Source organism: Kitasatospora cheerisanensis KCTC 2395 (assembly GCF_000696185.1).
Taxonomy (GTDB): Bacteria; Actinomycetota; Actinomycetes; order Streptomycetales; family Streptomycetaceae; genus Kitasatospora; species Kitasatospora cheerisanensis.
Map to the genome: position 1 here is coordinate 5,001,451 of NZ_KK853997.1, position 19,793 is coordinate 5,021,243.

Sequence of the window (19,793 nt, forward strand, 5' to 3'; positions counted from 1 at the left end):
GGATGGGGAAGAATGCGGCGGATGACCGAGCCGCAGGACGTGCCCGAGATCCCGCCGTACGCCGAGGCGGTGCTCGATCTCACCGAGCGGATCCCGCCGGGCCGGGTGATGACCTACGGCGACGTCGCCGAGTACCTGGGCCGCGGCGGCCCCCGCCAGGTCGGCCGGGTGATGGCGATGTACGGCGGCTCGGTGCCCTGGTGGCGGGTGATCCGCGCGGACGGGCGGCCGCTGCCCGGCCACGAGCACCGCGCGCTGCCCGAGTACCGTGCCGAGGGCACCCCGCTGCGCACCGTCGGCGGCGAGCCGAGGGTCGATCTGCGGGCCGCGCGCTGGGACGGGACGCCCTGACCGGGGAAGGTGCGCCGGAGGGGTCTGTGGGTGCAGGATCGTAGGCTCGATGCGGCGGGCCACCCCCTGAACGCCGCCCGCCACTGAACCGCCGTACGACCCTGGACCGCAGTGACCTCACCGTTCCGCCTGGTGCGCAGCCCCCTCGCGCAGCCCGACCCGCCCGTGCTGGACGACTTCCAGCTGGCGGTGGTCGAGCACGCGTCGGGGCCGCTGCTGGTGCTCGCCGGGCCCGGCACCGGCAAGACCACCACGCTGGTCGAGGCGGTCGCCCGGCGGATCGCCGACGGCACCGCCCCCGAACGCGTGCTGGTGCTCACCTTCAGCCGCAAGGCCGCGATGGAACTGCGCGACCGGATGACCGCCCGGATCGGCGCCACCGCCCCGCAGGCCACCACCTTCCACTCGTTCTGCTACGCCCTGCTGCGCGCCCACCAGCCGCCCGAGGAGTACGCCGAACCGCTGCGGCTGCTGTCCGGCCCCGAGCAGGACGTGATGGTCCGCGAACTGCTCGCCGGCGGCGCCGAGGACGCCAAGGCGGGCACCGCCACCATCCGCTGGCCGCTCGACCTGCGGGCCTGCCTGACCACCCGCGGCTTCGCCGACGAGGTCCGCGCCGTGCTCGCCCGCAGCCGCGAACTCGGCCTCGGCGAGGAGGAGCTGCTGCGCTTCGCGGAGGGCGTCCGCCGCCCCGACTGGGCCGCCGCCGCGCACTTCCTCGCCGAGTACCTGGACGTGCTCGACCTGCGCGGCGTCCTCGACTACGCCGAACTCGTCCACCGCGCCGTGCTGCTCGCCGAACGCGAGGAGGTCGCCGCCGAGCTGCGCGGCCGCTACGACGTGGTGTTCGTCGACGAGTACCAGGACACCGACCCCGCCCAGGTCCGGCTGCTGCAGCGGCTGGCCGGCGGCGGGCGGGACCTGGTCGCGGTCGGCGACCCCGACCAGTCGATCTACGCGTTCCGCGGCGCCGACGTGAACGGCATCCTGGAGTTCCCCGACGCGTTCCGGCAGGCCGACGGCCGGCCCGCCGAGGTCAAGGTGCTGCGGGTGTCCCGGCGCTCCGGCGCCGTGCTGCTCGCCGCCTCCCGGGAACTCGCCCGCCGGATGCCGATGGGCCGGCTGCCCGCCGACAAGCTCGCCGCCCACCGCGCCCTGCTGCCCTCCCGCGAGGGCGGCGCCGTCGAGGTGTACACGTACCCGACGCCCGGCGCCGAACTCGACTCGATCGCCGACCTGCTGCGCCGCGCCCACCTGGAGGACGGCGTCCCCTGGGGGCAGATGGCGGTGCTGGTCCGGGCCGGCTCCCGGTCGATACCGGGCGTCCGCCGCGCGCTGGCCGCCGCCGGCGTGCCGCTGGAGATCGACGGCGACGACCTGCCGCTGCGCGAGGAGACCGCCGTCGCCCCGCTGCTGCTGGCGCTGCGGGTCTGCGCCGAGGGCGAGGGCGCGCTCACCGCCGACCTCGCGCACACCCTGCTCACCGGCCCGCTCGCCGCCCTCGACGGCTCCGACCTGCGCCGGCTCGGCCGCACCCTGCGCGAGGAGGAACGCCGGGCGCTCGCCGAGGACGGCGTGGCCGGCGCGGTCCGCCCCGCCGAGGAACTCGTCCGCGAGGCGCTGGAGCACCCCGAACTGCTCGCCCTGCTGGACGCCCCCTACGCCCGGCGCGCCTACGAACTCGGCGTGCTGCTGCGCAAGGTCCGCGAACTGCTGGCCGGCGGCGGCTCCGGCGAGGACGGGCTGTGGGAGCTGTGGGACGGCTCCCGCCGCTGGCGCGAACGCCTGGAGCGGGCCGCGCTGCGCGGCGGCGCGGCCGCCCGCAACGCCGACCGCGACCTGGACGCGCTGTGCGCCCTGTTCGAGACCGCCGCCCGCGCCGAGGAACGCGTCTCCGGCCACCGCGGCGCCCTCGACCTGCTCGCCGAGGTCGAGGCCCAGGACATCGCCGCCGACACCCTGCACGTGCGCGCCGTCCGCCCGGACGCGGTCCGGCTGATGACCGCGCACCGCTCCAAGGGCCTGGAGTGGCGGCTGGTCGTCGTCGCCGGCGTCCAGGAGGGCCTCTGGCCCGACCTGCGCCGCCGCGGCTCGCTGCTGGAGGCCGACCGGATCGGCCGCGACGGCCTCGCCGAACCGCTGTCCGCCGCCGCGCTGCTCGCCGAGGAGCGCCGGCTGTTCTACGTCGCCGCCACCCGCGCCAAGGAACGCCTGGTGGTCACCGCCGTCAAGGCCCCCGCCGAGGACGGCGACGAGCCCTCCCGGTTCCTGCGCGAGCTGTACCGGGAGACCGTCGACCCGCGCACCGGCCGGGTGCTGGAACGCGTCCCGCAGGTGAAGGTCGCCGACGTCACCTCCCGTCCGCGCCGCCCGCTCGCGGTGCCCGCGCTGGTCGCCGAACTGCGCGCCGTCACCGTCGACCCCGCCCGCTCGCCGGAGCTGCGCCGGGCCGCCGCCGAACGCCTCGCCACGCTGGCCGCCGCGCTCGACGAGGAGGGCCGCCCGCTCGTCCCTGCCGCCCACCCCGACCAGTGGTGGGGCCTGGTGGACGCCACCGCCGCCCCGCAGCCGCTGCGCGAGGACGGGCTGCCGGTGCGGCTGTCCGGCAGCGGCCTGGAGCAGCTGGAGTCCTGCGCGCTGCAGTGGTTCCTGGAGAAGGACGTGAAGGCCGGCCGGACCGCCTCCGCCGCGCAGGGCTTCGGCAACGTGGTGCACGCCCTCGCCGACGAGGTCGGCTCCGGCCGCACCCCCGCCGACCTGGCCGTCCTGATGGAACGCCTGGACACCGTGTGGGACGCCCTCGCCTTCGACGCGCCGTGGAAGTCCCAGCAGGAGAAGACCGAGGCCCGCGCCGCCCTGGAGCGCTTCCTGCGCTGGCACGTGCTGGAACGCGACCGCACCACCGTCGCCACCGAGCACGGCTTCGACCTCATCCTGGACGTCGGCGGCGTCGCGGTGCGCATCCGCGGCTCGATGGACCGGGTCGAGACCGACGAGGTCGGCCGCGCCTACGTGGTCGACTTCAAGACCGGCAAGCAGATCCCCACCGACAAGTCGCTGCCCGACCACCGCCAGCTCGCCGTCTACCAGCTGGCGGTGCGCGGCGGCGCGCTCGACGGCCTGCCCGGCTTCGAGGACGGCGCCACCCCCGGCGGCGCCGAACTCGTCCACCTCCGGGAGCCCGCCAAGGGCGACCCGGAGGCCCCCAAGGTGCAGCAGCAGCTGCCGCCCGACGGCGACCCGTGGATCGAGAACCTGCTCGCCGACACCGCCGGCCGGGTGCTCGCCGAGCGCTTCACCCCCACCGCGGGCGAGCGCTGCGGCCGCTGCGCGTTCCGCAGCAGCTGCTCCGCGCAGCGGGACGGCCGGCATGTCGTCGACTGAGCCGCAGCTGCGGCACCCGGCCGAGCTCCGCGAACTCCTCGGAATCCCCTTCAACGACGAGCAGTTGGCGGCCATCGGCGCACCCATGGCGCCCGGCGTGATCGTGGCCGGCGCCGGCTCCGGCAAGACCACCGTGATGGCCGCCCGGGTGGTCTGGCTGGTCGGCTCCGGCGCGGTCCGCCCCGAGCAGGTGCTCGGCCTGACCTTCACCAACAAGGCCGCCGGCGAACTCGCCGAACGCGTCCGCGCCTCGCTGCTGCGGGCCGGCGTCCGCGAGGACGACGCGCTCGGCGACCCGCAGATCTCCACCTACCACGCCTTCGCCGGCACCCTGCTGAAGGAGCACGGCCTGCGGCTGGGCATCGAGCCCGACGTCCGGCTGCTCGCCGACGCCACCCGCTTCCAGCTCGCCGCCCGGGTGCTGCGCCAGGCCCGCGGCCCCTACCCGGCGCTCACCGGCACCTTCTCCGCGCTGGTCGCCGAACTGATCGCGCTGGACTCCGAACTCGCCGAGCACCTGGTCGAGCCCTCGCAACTGCGGGAGTACGACGAGGAGTTGCTCGACACCCTGGCCGGCGTCAAGCTCACCAACGAGGACCTGCGGGCCGTCCCGAAGGCCGCCCGCGGCCGGCAGGAACTGCTGCACCTGGTCGAGGACTACCGGGCCCGCAAGCAGCAGCTCGGCCTGCTCGACTTCGGCGACCAGATCGCCGCCTCCGCCCGGCTCGCCCAGCAGCGCCCCGAGGTCGGCCGGCTGCTGCGCGAGCAGTACCGGGTGGTGCTGCTCGACGAGTACCAGGACACCTCGGTCGCCCAACGCCTCATGCTGGCCGGCCTGTTCGGCGGCAGCACCGGCGCCGGGCACCCGGTGACCGCCGTCGGCGACCCCTGCCAGGCGATCTACGGCTGGCGCGGCGCCTCGGTCGCCAACCTGGACGACTTCCCGCAGCACTTCCCGCAGGCCGACGGCGGCCCCGCGCACCGCTTCGCGCTCAGCGAGAACCGCCGCAGCGGCGGCCGGCTGCTCGCCTTCGCCAACGAACTCGCCGCCCCGCTGCGGGACATGCACGAGGGCGTGGAGGCGCTGCGGCCCGCCCCCGGCGCCGAGGCCGACGGGTTCGTGCGCACCGCGCTGCTGCCCACCCACGCCGAGGAGGTCGACTGGCTGGCCGACTCGATCGCCCACCTGGTGCGCACCGGCACCGCGCCCGGCCGGATCGCCGTGCTCTGCCGGGCCGGCACCGCCTTCCCCGACCTGCACGCCGCGCTGGTCGGGCGGAGCGTCCCGGTCGAGGTGGTCGGCCTCGGCGGGCTGCTGCAACTCCCCGAGGTGGCCGACCTGGTGGCGGTCTGCGAGGTCCTCCAGGACCCGACCGCGAACGCCGCCCTGGTCCGCCTGCTGATCGGTCCGCGCTGGCGGATCGGCCCGCGCGACCTGGCGCTGCTCGGCCGCCGCGCCGCCGACCTGGTGCGCACCGCCGGCCTCGGCGACCAGGACCCGCTGGCCGCCGCCGTCGCCGAGACCGACCCCACCGAGGTGGTCTCGCTCGCCGACGCGCTGGAGACCTTCGTGGACGCCGAGCAGCCCGACGAGCTGCCGTTCTCCGCGGAGGCCCGGGTGCGCTTCGCCCGCTTCGCGCGGGAGATCCGCGACCTGCGCCGGGCGCTGGCCGAGCCGCTGATGGACGTCCTGCACCGGGTGCTGACCGTCACCGGCCTGGAGGTCGAACTCTCCGCCTCCCCGCTGGCGCTGGCCGCCCGCCGCCGGGAGACCCTGCACTCCTTCCTGGACATCGCCGCGTCCTTCGCCGACCTGGACGGCGACCCGGGCCTGGCCGCCTTCCTGGCCTTCCTGCGGGCCGCCCAGGAGTACGAACGCGGCCTGGACGCCGGACTGCCCGGCGGCGAGGACACCGTCAAGGTGCTCACCGCGCACAAGTCCAAGGGCCTGGAGTGGGACGTGGTCGCCGTCCCCGGGCTGGTCAAGGGCGCCTTCCCGTCCGGGCAGGGCCGGGAGCGCTGGACCTCCACCCGCAAGGTGCTGCCGCACGCGCTGCGCGGCGACGCCGCCACGCTGCCCGTCGACCCGGCGTGGAACGCCAAGGGCATGGGCCTGTTCAAGAAGGAGATGGCGCACCACTCCGAGGTCGAGGAACTGCGGCTCGGCTACGTCGCGTTCACCCGCCCGCGGTCGCTGCTGCTGGCCTCCGGCCACTGGTGGGGGCCCTCGCAGAAGCGCCGGCGCGGCCCGTCCGAGTTCCTGCTGAAGCTGCGCGCGCACTGCGAGCGGCCCGGCAACGGCGAGATCGAGCACTGGGCCGAGGCGCCCGCGGACGACGCGCAGAACCCGGCGTTCGACGTGTCCGTGGAGACGCCCTGGCCGCTGCCGCTGGACCCGTCCGCGCAGCACGCCCGCCGCCGGGTCGCGGAGGTGGTCCGCGGCCGGCTGGCCGGTGCGCCCGCCGCCGAACCCGAGCGGATGGGCGCGGAGGACCAGCGGCTGGTGGCCTCCTGGGACCGCGACCTGACCGCGCTGCTCGGCGAGTTGGAGCGCTCCCGGCGCACCGTCCGGGAGGTCGAGCTGCCCGCGTCGCTGTCCGCCTCGCAGCTGATGCGGCTGGCCGCCGACCCGGACGGCTTCGCCCGCGACCTCGCCCGCCCGATGCCCCGCCCGCCCGCGCCCGCCGCCCGCCGCGGCACCCGTTTCCACGCCTGGGTGCAGGCCCGCTTCGACCAGCCGCTGCTGCTCGGCCCGGACGCGCTGCCCGGCCTGGAGGCCGACGAGATCGAGGACGAACGCGACCTGGAGCGCCTCAAGGACGCGTTCCTGCGCGGCCCGTACGCCGGCCGCACCCCGTACCGGGTCGAGGCGCCGTTCCAACTGGTGCTGGCGGGACGGGTGGTGCGCGGCCGGATCGATGCGGTCTACCGGGACGCCGACGGTGGCGCAGGGTCACCGCGCTACGAGGTGGTCGACTGGAAGACCGGCCGGGAGGACAGCGGCGACCCGCTGCAGCTCGCCGTCTACCGGCTCGCCTGGGCCGAGCAGACCGGCGTCCCGGTGGAGCAGGTCACGGCGTCGTTCTGCTACGTGCGCAGCGGCCGGATCGAAACTCCGTCAGGACTTCCCGGCCGAAAAGAGTTGAGCGATCTTCTGATCGGGAATAGATAGAAAAGAGTCACTCAGAGCATCCAACTCGTCACGAGATCCCGCGAAACCTGTGCGCCCTGCACGTTTCGTGCCTATTGTGGGGTCGGTAACCGGTCATCCCCCCGTACTCCGGCCGCCGTCAGGGCCCCGACCCCTGACCTCCCGTCAGACCCGCAGGTGCCCGAGCAGCACCCGCACCTTCCGCTGGAGAGACCGACGTTGAGCGCGACCGGATGGATCAGGGACGTCCTCCACGGCCCCACCCCAGGGCCGGTACCCAACACCGTCACCGGCACTTGGCCCAAGACCTCGCACGCCCTGCCGCTGATCGGCATGGCCCTGGTCGTCTCCCTCGACCTGTTCACCAACAGCCAGGTCACCGTCGAACCCGCACTGACCGCCGTCCCCGCCCTCGCCGCCGTGGTCTCCCGGCGGACCTGGTACCCGCTGCTGATCGGCGCACTCGCCGAGCTGTGCGCCTTCGGCATGGCCTGGTACAACGACGTGCTCGGCCAGTCCGTGCACACCGCCACCGTCGCCGCGATCGTGCTGATCGCCGGCATCGGCCACCTCAGCGCCACGCTGAGGCTGCGTCAGGAACTCGCCCTCGCCGAGGCCCAGCTGGTCGCCGAGATCGCCCGCCGGGTGCTGCTGCGCCCGGTCCCCGAGCGGGTCGGCCCGGTGCGGGCCGCCGTCCGGTACGCCGCCGCCGCCGCGCACGCCTCGATCGGCGGCGACCTGTACGAGGTGGTCAACACCCGGCACGGCGTGCGCGCCGTGATGGGCGACGTGCGCGGCAAGGGCCTGGCCGCGGTGGAGACCGCCGCCGCCGTGCTCGGCGCGTTCCGCGAGGCCGCCCACCAGGAGCCCGAGCTCGACCGGGTGGCGGGCTGGCTCGCCGTCAGCCTCGACCGGGCCCTGCACGAGAACGACCACCCGGGCGTGGAGGAGGAGTTCGTCACCCTGGTGCTGGTCGGGGTCCGCCCCGACGGCGCCCTGGAGATCGCCAACTGCGGCCACCCCTCGCCCGTCCTGCTCCGCGGCGAGGACGCGCCGAAGCTGCTGGCCGCCGACGAGACCGTCCCGCCGCTCGGCGTGCTCGACCCGGCCGACGTCCGCCCGCCGCTGCAGCGGATCGTCACCCTGCCCGGCGACCGCATCCTGCTCTACACCGACGGCGTCATCGAGGCCCGCGACCACCTCGGCGCGTTCTACCCGCTCACCGACCGGCTGCCGCTGCTCGCCGACAGCGGCCCGGTCGAGGTCCTGCACCGCCTGCACGACGACGTGGTCCGGCACGTCGGGCACAAGCTCGGCGACGACGCCGCGATGCTGATGCTCCAGTTCGACCCGGTCGTGCTGCCCGTCCAGCAGCAGGCCGAGGCCCCGGTCGGGCACACCCGCTAGACGTCGATCTCCACCACCAGCGGCCGGTGGTCGGACACCCCGGTGCGCGGGGCCGCGACCGAGCCGACCGTGCTGCGGGGCACCCCGATGCCCAGGATGTGGTCGAACTGCACGGTCGGCCGGTGCGAGGGGTAGGTGGGGGTGCGGGCCAGGTCGTACCAGCCCTGCAGGCGGGTGCGGCGGGCGGTGCGGACCCGGTCGCGGGTCGCGGTGCGCTGGATCGCGTGCGCGGAGCCGAGCACGGTGCGGGGCACCGCGCCGATCAGGTTGAAGTCGCCGAGCACCAGGTACGGCTGCGGCAGGTCGGCGATCCAGCGGCGGATCGCGGCCAGCTGCGCGACGTTCCAGCCCGGTACGAAGGACAGGTGCGCGGCGACCACGGTGAACTCCCCGGCCGGCCCGGCCAGCACCGCCGCCAGCGCGGCCCGCGGCTCGTCCGGGACCGCGGTCAGGCCGCGCCGGCCGGCCACCCGCAGCGGCAGCCCGAACGGCGCGGGGGCGAACCGGCGGGCCCGCCAGTGCAGCACCGGCAGCCGGGTCAGCAGCGCGGTGCCGTACGCGGGCCGGTCGGCGCCGTGGTCCGCGTCGGCGGGGCCGTACACCTGCAGGCCGGGGACGGCCGGGTCGGTGACCCAGCCGGCCGACCGGGCGGGCGTGCCGTGCAGCGCCGCGGCGAAGCGCCAGTCGGCGGCGCCCATCGCCTTGGCGGCGACGGCGGCCTGGTCGGTGCCGCCGGAGCGCTCCTGGTGCCGGTCGACCTCCTGGAGGGCGAGCACGTCGGCGTCCAGCGAGGCGACGGCCCCGGCCAGCGCGGCGCCCGGCTCGGCCGGGTAGGGCGCGGGACTGCCGTCGGCGGCCAGCGGCTGGCCGTGCAGCAGGTTGTACGTGGCGATCCGCAGAGTGGTCACGGAGCCGACCGTACCGGGTGGGTGTGAACGGGGAGGCGGCTTGAGCGGCCCGGGCCATACCGGGTATACATACTCAGTATGTCGATCCGTCACGGCCTGCTCGCCCTGCTCGACCAGGGCCCCCGCTACGGCTACCAGCTGCGATCCGAGTTCGAGGCCCGTACCGGGGCGACCTGGCCGCTGAACGTCGGCCAGGTCTACACCACCCTGGGCCGCCTGGAGCGGGACGGCCTGGTCGAGTCCGCGGGCGAGGACGACGAGGGCCACCAGTTCTACGCCGTCACCGACGAGGGACGCTCGGAACTGCGCCGCTGGTTCGACACCCCGGTGCCGCGCACCAACCCGCCGCGCGACGAGCTGGCGATCAAGCTGGCGATGGCGGTGACCGTCCCGGGAGTGGACGTCGCCGCCGTCGTCCAGGGCCAGCGCCGCCACAGCATGAAGGCCCTGCAGGACTACACCCGGCTCAAGGGCCGGGCGCTGGCCGCCGACACCGGCACCGGCGGGGACCTGGCCTGGCTGCTGGTGCTGGAGCAGCTGATCTTCCAGACCGAGGCGGAGATCCGCTGGCTGGACCACTGCGAATCCCGGCTCGGCCAGCACGCCGAGCGACAGGCCGCCGCCGCGGCCGAACCCGTCGCCGCGCCGCCCGCGCGCCGCGCCGTCAAGAGCCGCGACCGCGGCCGCCTCTGAAACTCCTGGGGGAGCGATGACCGAAGAACTCAAGCCGGCCAAGCCGGTACTGCACCTGGACCGGGTGAGCCGGGTGCACGGCCACGGCGCCGCCGAGGTGCACGCGCTGCGCGCCGTCGACCTGAAGGTGTACCCGGGCGAACTGGTCGCGGTGATGGGCCCGTCCGGCTCCGGCAAGTCCACCCTGCTCACCCTCGCCGGCGGCCTCGACACCCCGAGCGAGGGCCAGGTCCTGGTCGAGGGCATCGCCCTCGGCGAGCTCGACCGCAAGAAGCTCGCCGCCGTGCGCCGCCGCTCCGTCGGCTACGTCTTCCAGGACTACAACCTGATCCCCGCGCTCACCGCCGCCGAGAACATCGCACTGCCCCGCGAACTCGACGGCGTCTCGGCCCGCGCCGCCCGCAAGGAGGCGCTCGCCGCGCTCGAGGAACTCGGCATCGCCGAACTCGCCGACCGCTTCCCCGACGACATGTCCGGCGGCCAGCAGCAGCGCGTCGCCATCGCCCGCGCCCTGATCGGCCAGCGCCGCCTGGTGCTCGCCGACGAGCCCACCGGCGCCCTCGACTCCACCACCGGCGAGTCCGTGCTCGCCGTGCTGCGCGCCCGCTGCGACGCCGGCGCCGCCGCCATGATGGTCACCCACGAGGCCCGGCACGCCGCCTGGGCGGACCGGGTGGTGTTCCTGCGCGACGGCCGGCTGGTCGACGAGACCGCCCGGCAGGACGCCGGCTCCCTGCTGGTCACCGCCGCCGCCAACGCCCGGAAGGACGACGACCGGTGAGGCTGACCGCCTGGCGGGCAGCCCTGCGGATCGCCCGCCGCGACGCCATGCGCGCCAAGGGCCGCAGCGCCCTGGTGGTGGCGATGATCGCACTCCCGATCCTCGGCGTGGCCGGCGTGGACGTGGTCGCCCGCAGCGCCCAGCTCGAACCGCGCGAGGCCGTCTCCCGGGCCATGGGCACCGCCGACGCCAAGATCGAGATGTCGATGCGCGGCGCCACCGTGCTGCAGGCGCCCAGCCCCAACAACGACAGCTGGATCGACCGGCCCGACGACGGCCGGGCGAAGACCCCCGAGGAGAAGCGCAGCACCGACACCGAGCCCGCCGACCTGGTGAAGCAGCTGCTGCCGGCCGGCTCCACGCTGGTGCAGCTGCCCGCCGGCCCGCGCACCACGGCCTCCACCAAGGAGGGCCGGATGACGGTCGGGACCGTCGAGGTCGACCTCGCCGACCCGGTCTGGCACGGCATGCTGAACCTGGTCCGCGGCACCGCCCCGACCCAGCCGAACCAGATCGCCGTGACCCAGGAGTTCCTGGACCAGTCCGGCCTGCGGCTCGGCGACGCCACCGCGGTCCGCGGCCTGGATGCCAAGCCGTACACCATCACCGCGGTCGCCGAGTTCCCCGCCGACCTCAAGCGCACCGAGCTGATCGCCCGCCCCGGCGCGCTGATCGCCCCGCTCGCGCAGGCCGACCCCGACCGGGGCTCCGACCCGTTCACCCACGACTCCTGGCTGGTCAAGCTGCCCGCGGGCGGCGTCGTCGACTGGCCGAAGGTCATGGAGCTCAACAAGTACGGCTTCGAGGTCACCTCGAAGGCCGTCCTGCTGGACCCGCCCGCCGACTCCGCGGTCCCGCTGTTCAACCGGCCCGACCGGATGGGCGGCGGACCCGACAAGGTCGCCGTCGCGATCGCCGCCACCGTGGTCGGCATGGCCCTGCTGGAGATCGTGCTGCTCGCCGGACCGGCCTTCGCGGTCGGCGCCCGCCGCTCCCGCCGCCAGCTCGGCCTGCTCGCCGCCGGCGGCGGCGACCGCGGGCACGTGCGCGCCGTCGTCCTCGGCGGCGGAGCGGTGCTCGGCGTGGTCGGCGCGATCACCGGCCTGGTGATCGCCGTGCTGCTGGTCGCGGTGTTCCGCGACAACGCCGAACAGTTCGCCGGCCGCCGCTTCGGCCACCTCGACCTCCAGCCGCTCGACCTGCTGGCGATCGCCGCGGTCGGCCTGGTCACCGGCCTGCTCGCGGCCGTGGTCCCCGCCGTCCAGGCCGCCCGGCAGGACGTGGTGGCGGCGCTCACCGGACGCGGCGGCATCAAGCCCGCCAGCCGGATCGTCGCCCTGATCGGCCTGGTCATGGTCGCCGGCGGCGCCGCCCTGGCGCTGCTCTGCGCGGCCAGCGGCACCGCCGTGGTGCTCGGCCTGCTCGGCGGCTCGGTGATCGCCGAGATCGGCATGCTGCTGTGCACGCCGATGCTGATCGGCCTGTTCGGCCGGCTCGGCCGCTACCTGCCGCTCAGCCCGCGCCTCGCGCTGCGCGACTCGGTGCGCCACCGCGGACGCACCGCCCCCGCGGTGGCCGCCGTGATGGCGGCCGTGGCCGGCGCCGTCGCCGTGGGCATCTTCACCGCCAGCGGCAACGAGCAGCACCGCCGCGACTACATGCCGCAGGCGCCGGCCAACACCGTCGCCCTGATGGCCGGCTGGGGCCCGAACGCCGACCAGGGCCGGCTGCCCGTGATGCGCGACGCGATCGAGGGCGCCATCCCCGGCCTCGGCGGCCGGGCCGACGTCTGGGACCTCACGGCGCCCGGCAAGTGCGCGCCCGGCGGGTCCTGCGGCTGGGTCCAGACCGTGCTGCCGGAGGCCAAGCGCTGCCCGGCCGACGGGGCCCGCACCCCGGAGGAGTTCGAGCGCCTGCACACCGACCCCAGGTGCAAGGTCAACCACGACCGGCGGGCCTTCCAGAGCACCATGTTCGGTGACACCGTGGTCGGCGACGCGGCCCTGCTGCACACCCTGTTCGGGGTGCACGACGCGTCCGCCGAGCAGGCCCTCGCGGCCGGCAAGGTGCTGGTCTTCCGGGCCGGCTACGTCGAGAACGGCAAGGTCAACCTGGAGATGACCGAGCCCTACGACCAGAAGAAGGCGGCCGGCGGCGAGCCGTACGACCCGGCGAAGCACCTGCTCACCGCCGACGCCGTCGAGGTGCAGTCCCCGACCCCGTTCGGGACCGCCATGATGACCCGGCAGGCCGCCGAAAAGGCCGGCCTGGGCGTCCGGGAGGCCGGCTCGCTCTGGCTGCCCTCGGCCGAGCCGACCGGCACGTCGGTCCAGAAGGCCACCGGCTCGCTCGCCAAGCTGGACGACAACGCGATCCTCATGGTCGAGCGCGGCTTCCAGCCGACCACCGACCTGATCACGCTCGGCCTGACGGTGTTCGCCGGACTGGTGGCGCTCGGCGCCGCCGGCATCGCCACCGGCCTGGCCGCCGCGGACTCCCAGCAGGACCTGGCCACGCTGGCCGCGGTCGGCGCGAGCGGCGGCATCCGGCGGCGGCTGTCCGGCTTCCAGTGCGGGGTGATCGCCGCGATGGGATCGGTGCTCGGCCTGTTCTGCGGCGCCGTCCCGTCGATCGCGCTGCGCCTGTTCGACGCGCAGAACCAGGCGCAGTACACGGCGCCCGGCGAGACCGCCCCCGAGGCGGTGATCGCGATCCCGTGGGGCGACCTCGCGGCGATGGTGATCGGCCTGCCCGCGGTGGCGGTGCTGCTCGCGGCGCTGCTCACCCGGTCCCGGATCTCGATGGGCCGCCGGGCCGCCTGAGGCGGGGGAGGGTGACCGTGCTCACGGCCGGGGGAGGCCGTGGGCACGGACCCCTTCCGGCGAACTAAAGTCGTCCGTATGACGAAAACCCCGGACAGCGCCGTCCGCTCCTACATCGACCAGCACGAGGACGCCTTCCTGGCCGACCTCGCCGACTGGCTGCGCATCCCCTCCGTCTCCGCCGACCCCGGCCGGGCGGGGGAGGTCCGCCGCTCCGCCGAGTGGCTGGCCGACAAGCTGCGCGCGAACGGCTTCCCGGTCGCCGAGGTGTGGGAGACGGACGGGCTGCCCGCGGTGTTCGCCGAGTGGCCGTCCGGCGAGGAGGGCGCGCCCACCGTGCTGGTCTACGGCCACCACGACGTGCAGCCCGCCGCCAAGGAGGACGGCTGGGACACCGAGCCGTTCGAGCCCACCGTGGTCGGCCGCCGGCTGTACGCGCGCGGCGCCGCCGACGACAAGGGCCAGGTCTTCTTCCACACCCTCGGCGTCCGCGCCCACCTGGCCGCCACCGGCCGCACCGCGCCCGCCGTCAACCTCAAGCTGCTGATCGAGGGCGAGGAGGAGTCCGGCTCGCCGAGCTTCGCCGCCCTGGTCCGCCGCGAGGCCGAGCGCCTAGCCGCCGACGTCGTGATCATCTCCGACACCGGCATGTGGTCCGAGACCACCCCGACCGTGTGCACCGGCATGCGCGGCCTGGCGGACTGCCAGATCGACCTGTCCGGCCCGGACAGCGACATCCACTCCGGCTCGTTCGGCGGCGCCGTCCCCAACCCGGCCGACGTGGCCGCCGCGCTCGCGGCCGGCCTGCACGACGCGGACCGCAGGGTCGCGATCCCCGGCTTCTACGAGGGCATCGTCGAACTCACCGACGAGGAGCGGGCGCTGTTCGCCGAGCTGCCCTTCGACGAGGCGCAGTGGCTGAAGGTCGCCAAGTCGTACGGCACCCAGGGCGAGGCCGGCTACAGCACCCTGGAGCGGGTCTGGGCCCGGCCGACCGCCGAGGTCAACGGCATCTGGGGCGGCTACACCGGCCCCGGCGGCAAGACCATCGTCCCGGCCGAGGCGCACCTCAAGCTGTCCTTCCGGCTGGTGGCCGGCATGGAGGTGGAGAAGGTCCGGGAGGCCGTCGCCGCCTGGGTCGCCGCGCAGGTCCCGGAGGGCATCCGGTACGAGATCGTCTTCCCCGGCGCGACCCGCCCGTGCCTGACGCCGCTCGACCACCCCGCGCTGCAGTCCACCGTCCGGGCGATGGGCCGGGCGTTCGAGCAGAAGATCCTGTTCACCCGCGAGGGCGGTTCCGGCCCGGCCGCGGACCTGCAGGACGTGCTGGGCGCGCCGGTGCTGTTCCTCGGCATCTCGGTGCCCTCGGACGGCTGGCACTCCATCAACGAGAAGGTGGAGCTCGACCTGCTCCGCAAGGGCGTCGAGACCTCCGCGTACCTGTGGGGCGACCTCGCGGAGAACTTCCGCCCGTGAGCGCGCGTCCCGAACCGACACCGCACCTGCCGTACCGAAGCGAACGGGGATGGACGAGTTGAGCAGCGCCCCTGACACCAAGCACCTCGTGCTGGCCCGCGCCGGGGTGGACCGGGCGGCGCACCGCCGGCTCGACGAGCCCTGGCTGGCCGCCGCCTGGAGCCACCCCACCACCAAGGTGCTGCCGATCGCCGGCGGCGAGGCGTTCGTGGTGGACGCCGGGGGCGGCACCGAACTGGTGCTGCTGCCCTCCTTCGAGGCCCCGGAGAGCGGCTCCCGCTACTTCCTGGGCACCGACGAGGACGGCGTCCACTACTTCGCGCTGGACTGCGAGTCGCTGCCCGGCCGGCTGGACGGCGACGCCCGCCCGGCCGGCCTGCGCGAGGTCGGCGGCTCGCTCTCCGACCGGGACGCCGGCCTGCTGGTGCACGCCGTCGCCCTGGAGCACTGGCACCGGCTGCACACCTTCTGCTCGCGCTGCGGCCACCGCACCGAGAAGGCCGGGGCCGGGCACCTGCGCCGCTGCACCTCCTGCGCGGCCGAGCACTACCCGCGCACCGACCCGGCGGTGATCATGCTGATCACCGACAGCGAGGACCGCTGCCTGCTGGGCCGCCAGGCGCTGTGGCCGGAGGGCCGCTGGTCGACGCTGGCCGGCTTCGTCGAGCCCGGCGAGTCGATCGAGCAGGCGGTCGGCCGCGAGGTGCTGGAGGAGGCGGGCGTCCGGGTCGCCGAGGTCGAGTACGTGGCCAGCCAGCCCTGGCCGTTCCCGTCCAGCCTGATGCTCGGCTTCCTCGGTCGGGCGCACCCCGACGGCACCGGCATCACCGTGGACGGCGAGGAGCTGTCCGAGGCCCGTTGGTTCTCCCGGGAGGAACTCCGGGCCGGCATGGAGGCCGGCGAGATCCTGCCGCCGTCCGGCATCTCGATCGCCCGCCACCTGGTGGAACTCTGGTACGGCGAACCGCTGCCGGCGGCCGCCCGCTGGTAGCGGACGCCACCGTGGGAGCGTGCGGAGCACTCCGCGCGCCCCCACGGTGCTTCCGCCCGACGGGCGGGCCGGCCCGGCCCCGCACCGCCGACCGGAACCGTTCACGACCCTTCGACCGGATTCGCCGGGGTTTCCCGCACCGGCCCGCGACCGCGCTTCCCGGTTCGGCTGAAATGCCACGAAGGGCCTGACTACATTCGCTCGCGTGACGATCCCCCGCGCCGACGCGAACCCGCCCAAGTACCAGCGCCTCGCCGCCGACCTGCGCCGCCGCATCGACTCCGGCGAATGGGAGGACGGCGGCCGGCTCCCGGTCGAGAACGAACTGGAGACGCAGTACGGGGTGGCCCGCAACACCGTCCGCCTCGCCGTCGACGTCCTGGTCAACGAGGGCCGGGTGGTGCGCGTCCAGGGCAAGGGCACCTACCTGCGCCGGCGCGCCCGCCACGACCACCGGGTCCACGGCCGGCCGCAGCGCCGCGGCGCCCTGCCCGCCGGCGGCGAGACCTACGCCGCCGAGGCCCGGGCCGCCGGGGTCGACCTCACCGTCGAGTACGAGGTCTGGGCCGTCCGCGCCCGCCGCGACATCGCCGCCTGGCTCGGACTCCAGCCCGAGGACAGCGTCATGATGCGCCGCCAGCTCTGCCGGATCGCCCAGGAGCCCTACGCCATCGAGGACAGCCACTACCGGCCCGGACTGGCCGCCGACACCCCGCTGATGCAGGACCTGCCCGCCCCCGGCGGCGACGAACGGACGCTGGCCGCCCTCGGCCGCGTCGAGACCGCCGCCACCGACCACCTCACCGCCCGGATGCCCGACCCCGCCGAAGCCGCCTGGTTCGGCCTCGGCCCCGGCGTCCCGCTGCTGGTCAACACCCGCGTCACCCGCGACCGGCGCGGCCCGATCCGGGTGGTCGAGACCCGCTACGCCGCCGACCGGGCCCGCCTGCTCTACGAACTCGGCGACCCGGCCCCGACCGACTGAATCGGACGGGGCCGGGCCGCCGGCGGAGCACGTACGCCCGGATCAGACCAGCGCGGCCTGGACCTGGCGCAGGCTCGGGTTGGTCATCACGCTCTGCTCGCCGGACGCGCCGACCACCACGACCGTCGGCACCGTCTGGTTGCCGTCGTTCACCGACTCCACGTAGGACGCCGACGCCGGGTCCTGCTCGATGTTGATCTCGGTGTACGCGATGCCCTCGCGGTCCAGCTGGCTCTTGAGGCGGTTGCAGTAGCCGCACCAGGTCGTGCTGTACATCGTGACGGTGCCGGACATGGTGAGGGACTCCTTCGGTCGACGGACGGGGCGTACAGCCCACGGATCAAACGTCCGACGGGCCGCTCCCATTCCGGGACGGACAACAGTGGGACGATCCGATCATCCGGGCCGGGCTGTGGACAACACCGCGGGAGTGTCCGGCGCGCCTGCGAGGATGGAAGACATGCAGGATGACCTCCCCGGCCTCGGCGCCCCCAGCCCGCAGTACGACGACGGCGCCTTCGCCCCCCTCGGGGCGGACGCCGTGCTGGCCGGGCTCGACCCCGAACAGCGCGCCGTCGCCACCGCCCTGCACGGCCCGGTCTGCGTGCTGGCCGGCGCCGGCACCGGCAAGACCCGCGCCATCACCCACCGGATCGCCTACGGCGTCCGCAGCGGCGTCTACCACCCGGCCCAGGTCCTCGCCGTCACCTTCACCGCCCGCGCCGCCGGCGAGATGCGCGGCCGGCTCCGCCAGCTCGGCGCCGAGGGCGTCCAGGCCCGCACCTTCCACGCCGCCGCCCTGCGCCAGCTCCAGTACTTCTGGCCGCGCGCCGTCGGCGGCGACGTCCCCCGCCTGCTGGAGCGCAAGGTCCAGCTGGTCGCCGAGGCGGCCGGCCGCAGCGGCCTGCGCGTCCAGCGCACCGAACTGCGCGACCTGACCGCCGAGGTCGAGTGGGCCAAGGTCACCCAGGTCGTCCCCGACGACTACCCCGCCGCCGTCGCCAAGTCCGCCCGCGAGGCCCCGCGCGACCCGGCCGAGATCGCCCGGGTCTACGCCACCTACGAGCGCACCAAGCAGGAGCGCGGCCTGATCGACTTCGAGGACGTCCTCCTGCTCACCGCCGCCATCCTGGAGGACCGCCCGGAGATCGCCGAACGCGTCCGCTCCCAGTACCGCCACTTCACCGTCGACGAGTACCAGGACGTCTCCCCGCTCCAGCAGCGCCTGCTGGACCAGTGGACCGGCGGCGACGGCGGCGCCAGCCTCTGCGTGGTCGGCGACGCCAGCCAGACCATCTACTCCTTCACCGGCGCCACCCCCGACTACCTGCTGAACTTCCGCCAGCGCCACCCCGACGCGACGCTGGTCAAGCTGGTCCGCGACTACCGCTCCACCCCCCAGGTGGTGCACCTCGCCAACGGCCTGCTCTCCCAGGCCCGCGGCCAGGCCGCCCAGCACCGCCTGGAACTGGTCTCCCAGCGCGAGGCCGGCCCCGAGCCGGCCTACCGGGAGTACCCGGACGAGCCCACCGAGGCCGAGTCCACCGCCCGCCTGATCCGCGACCTGCTCGGCACCGGCGTCCGGGCCAGCGAGATCGCCGTGCTGTTCCGCACCAACAGCCAGTCCGAGGTGTACGAGCAGGCCCTCGCCGACCTCGGCATCTCCTACCAGCTCAAGGGCGCCGAGCGGTTCTTCGAACGTCCCGAGGTCCGCGAGGCCGGCGTGCTGCTCAAGGGCGCCGCCCGCGCCGCGGACGACCCGCTCACCGCCGGCGCGCCCGACCTCGCCGCCCAGGTCCGCGCGGTGCTCGCCACCCGCGGCTTCTCCGCCACCGCCCCGGCCGGCTCCGGCGCGGTCCGCGAGCGCTGGGAGTCGCTGAACGCCCTGGTGCGCCTCGCCGAGGAGTTCGAGACCGCCCGCCGCGCCGCCGGCGAAACCGCCGACCTGGCCGCCTACGTCGCCGAACTCGACGCCCGGGCCGCCGCCCAGCACGCCCCCGCCGTCGAGGGCGTCACGCTGGCCTCGCTGCACGCCGCCAAGGGTCTGGAGTGGGACGCGGTCTTCCTGGTCGGCCTCACCGAGGGCACGCTGCCGATCATCTACGCCAAGACCGACGAGCAGATCGAGGAGGAGCGCCGGCTGCTGTACGTCGGCGTCACCCGGGCCCGGCGCTTCCTCACCCTCTCCTGGTCGCTGTCGCGCTCCCCGGGCGGCCGCGCCTCCCGCAAGCCCACCCGCTTCCTGGACGGCCTGCGCCCCGGCTCCTCCGGCCCCGGCGCGCGCACCCGCGGCGGGCGCGGCGGCGTCGAGCCGGGCGCGGAGCGCTCCGCCGCGCGCCGGGTGCGCGGCCCCGTCAAGTGCCGGGTCTGCGACCGCACCCTGACCGACGCCGTCGAGCGCAAGCTCCGCCGCTGCGAGGGCTGCCCGTCCACCATGGACGAGGCGCTGTACGAGCGGCTGCGCGAGTGGCGCTCGGCCAACGCCAAGGAGCAGGGCGTGCCGGCCTACGTGGTGTTCACCGACGCCACCCTGACGGCCATCGCGGAGGACGTGCCGGGCAGCCTCGCCGAGCTCTCCCGGATCTCCGGAGTGGGCGCCATGAAGCTGGACAAGTACGGCTCCGACGTGCTCTTGTTGTGTGCGGGGGAGAGTCCGGAGCTCGTGGGGGAGACCGACGGGGAGCCGGTGCAGGACTCGCCCGGGGACGAGGCCGGGAACCAGGCCGAGAACTCGCCGGAAAAATAGTTTGCGCGCCGCATGTACGGCGCAATAGCCTGCCGGAGCGGTCAAGGGGACGAGACCGCAACGCTCGCAGAGGGCTTGTTTCTGCGTGCGCTGACCAT

At 75.1% G+C, this 19,793-nt stretch carries 13 protein-coding genes; 11 read left to right on the top strand and 2 right to left on the bottom strand.

Features of this window, described 5'->3' with window-relative positions:
* Nucleotides 1-21 precede the first annotated feature (21 nt).
* From KCH_RS22785 to KCH_RS22800, 4 genes are all read left to right on the top strand, one after another.
* A complete protein-coding gene (locus tag KCH_RS22785) occupies nucleotides 22-351 on the top strand; it encodes an MGMT family protein (RefSeq protein WP_084223871.1) in 330 nt (109 codons plus the stop codon).
* Between the two features lie 111 nt (nucleotides 352-462).
* Complete coding sequence (locus KCH_RS22790; RefSeq protein WP_051653359.1) at nucleotides 463-3,735, top strand: ATP-dependent helicase; 3,273 nt, start codon at nucleotides 463-465, stop codon at nucleotides 3,733-3,735.
* Nucleotides 3,722-6,907, top strand: coding sequence for an ATP-dependent helicase (locus tag KCH_RS22795; RefSeq protein ID WP_035865726.1), 3,186 nt, complete (start codon nucleotides 3,722-3,724; stop codon nucleotides 6,905-6,907). The genes KCH_RS22790 and KCH_RS22795 overlap by 14 nt, the downstream gene beginning before the upstream one ends.
* 198 nt (nucleotides 6,908-7,105) lie before the next feature.
* Nucleotides 7,106-8,293: a PP2C family protein-serine/threonine phosphatase gene (locus tag KCH_RS22800; protein ID WP_051653360.1), complete on the top strand. Its 1,188-nt coding sequence runs from the start codon at nucleotides 7,106-7,108 to the stop codon at nucleotides 8,291-8,293.
* On the opposite strand, the gene KCH_RS22805 is transcribed toward KCH_RS22800, so the two are convergent.
* On the bottom strand, nucleotides 8,290-9,201 hold the full coding sequence (locus tag KCH_RS22805; RefSeq protein WP_208865976.1) for an endonuclease/exonuclease/phosphatase family protein: 912 nt from the start codon (nucleotides 9,199-9,201) through the stop codon (nucleotides 8,290-8,292). The two genes, KCH_RS22800 and KCH_RS22805, sit on opposite strands and share 4 nt — an antisense overlap.
* Before the next feature lie 78 nt (nucleotides 9,202-9,279).
* Between KCH_RS22805 and KCH_RS22810 the strand changes: the two genes are divergently transcribed.
* From KCH_RS22810 to KCH_RS22835, 6 genes are all read left to right on the top strand, one after another.
* Nucleotides 9,280-9,894, top strand: a complete 615-nt coding sequence (locus KCH_RS22810) for a PadR family transcriptional regulator (RefSeq protein WP_035865728.1) — start codon at nucleotides 9,280-9,282, stop codon at nucleotides 9,892-9,894.
* Between the two features lie 16 nt (nucleotides 9,895-9,910).
* Nucleotides 9,911-10,675, top strand: coding sequence for an ABC transporter ATP-binding protein (locus KCH_RS22815; RefSeq protein WP_035865731.1), 765 nt, complete (start codon nucleotides 9,911-9,913; stop codon nucleotides 10,673-10,675).
* Nucleotides 10,672-13,497 (top strand): FtsX-like permease family protein, encoded by a 2,826-nt coding sequence (locus KCH_RS22820; protein WP_035865734.1) that lies wholly within the window; start codon nucleotides 10,672-10,674, stop codon nucleotides 13,495-13,497. Before KCH_RS22815 ends, KCH_RS22820 begins: the two co-directional genes overlap by 4 nt.
* A 78-nt stretch (nucleotides 13,498-13,575) precedes the next feature.
* Nucleotides 13,576-14,973 (top strand): dipeptidase, encoded by a 1,398-nt coding sequence (locus KCH_RS22825; protein WP_035865737.1) that lies wholly within the window; start codon nucleotides 13,576-13,578, stop codon nucleotides 14,971-14,973.
* Between the two features lie 49 nt (nucleotides 14,974-15,022).
* On the top strand, nucleotides 15,023-15,964 hold the full coding sequence (gene nudC, locus KCH_RS22830) for an NAD(+) diphosphatase (RefSeq protein WP_035865739.1): 942 nt from the start codon (nucleotides 15,023-15,025) through the stop codon (nucleotides 15,962-15,964).
* A 205-nt stretch (nucleotides 15,965-16,169) separates the two neighbouring features.
* Nucleotides 16,170-16,949, top strand: coding sequence for a GntR family transcriptional regulator (locus KCH_RS22835; protein WP_035865748.1), 780 nt, complete (start codon nucleotides 16,170-16,172; stop codon nucleotides 16,947-16,949).
* A 42-nt stretch (nucleotides 16,950-16,991) separates the two neighbouring features.
* On the opposite strand, the gene KCH_RS22840 is transcribed toward KCH_RS22835, so the two are convergent.
* The gene (locus KCH_RS22840; protein ID WP_035865750.1) at nucleotides 16,992-17,243 is read right to left on the bottom strand and encodes a mycoredoxin; all 252 of its coding nucleotides are present in this window, start codon (nucleotides 17,241-17,243) and stop codon (nucleotides 16,992-16,994) included.
* 166 nt (nucleotides 17,244-17,409) lie between these two features.
* Here KCH_RS22840 and KCH_RS22845 point away from each other — a divergent pair, with 166 nt between their 5' ends.
* A complete protein-coding gene (locus tag KCH_RS22845; protein WP_425268806.1) occupies nucleotides 17,410-19,695 on the top strand; it encodes an ATP-dependent DNA helicase UvrD2 in 2,286 nt (761 codons plus the stop codon).
* Nucleotides 19,696-19,793 lie beyond the last annotated feature (98 nt).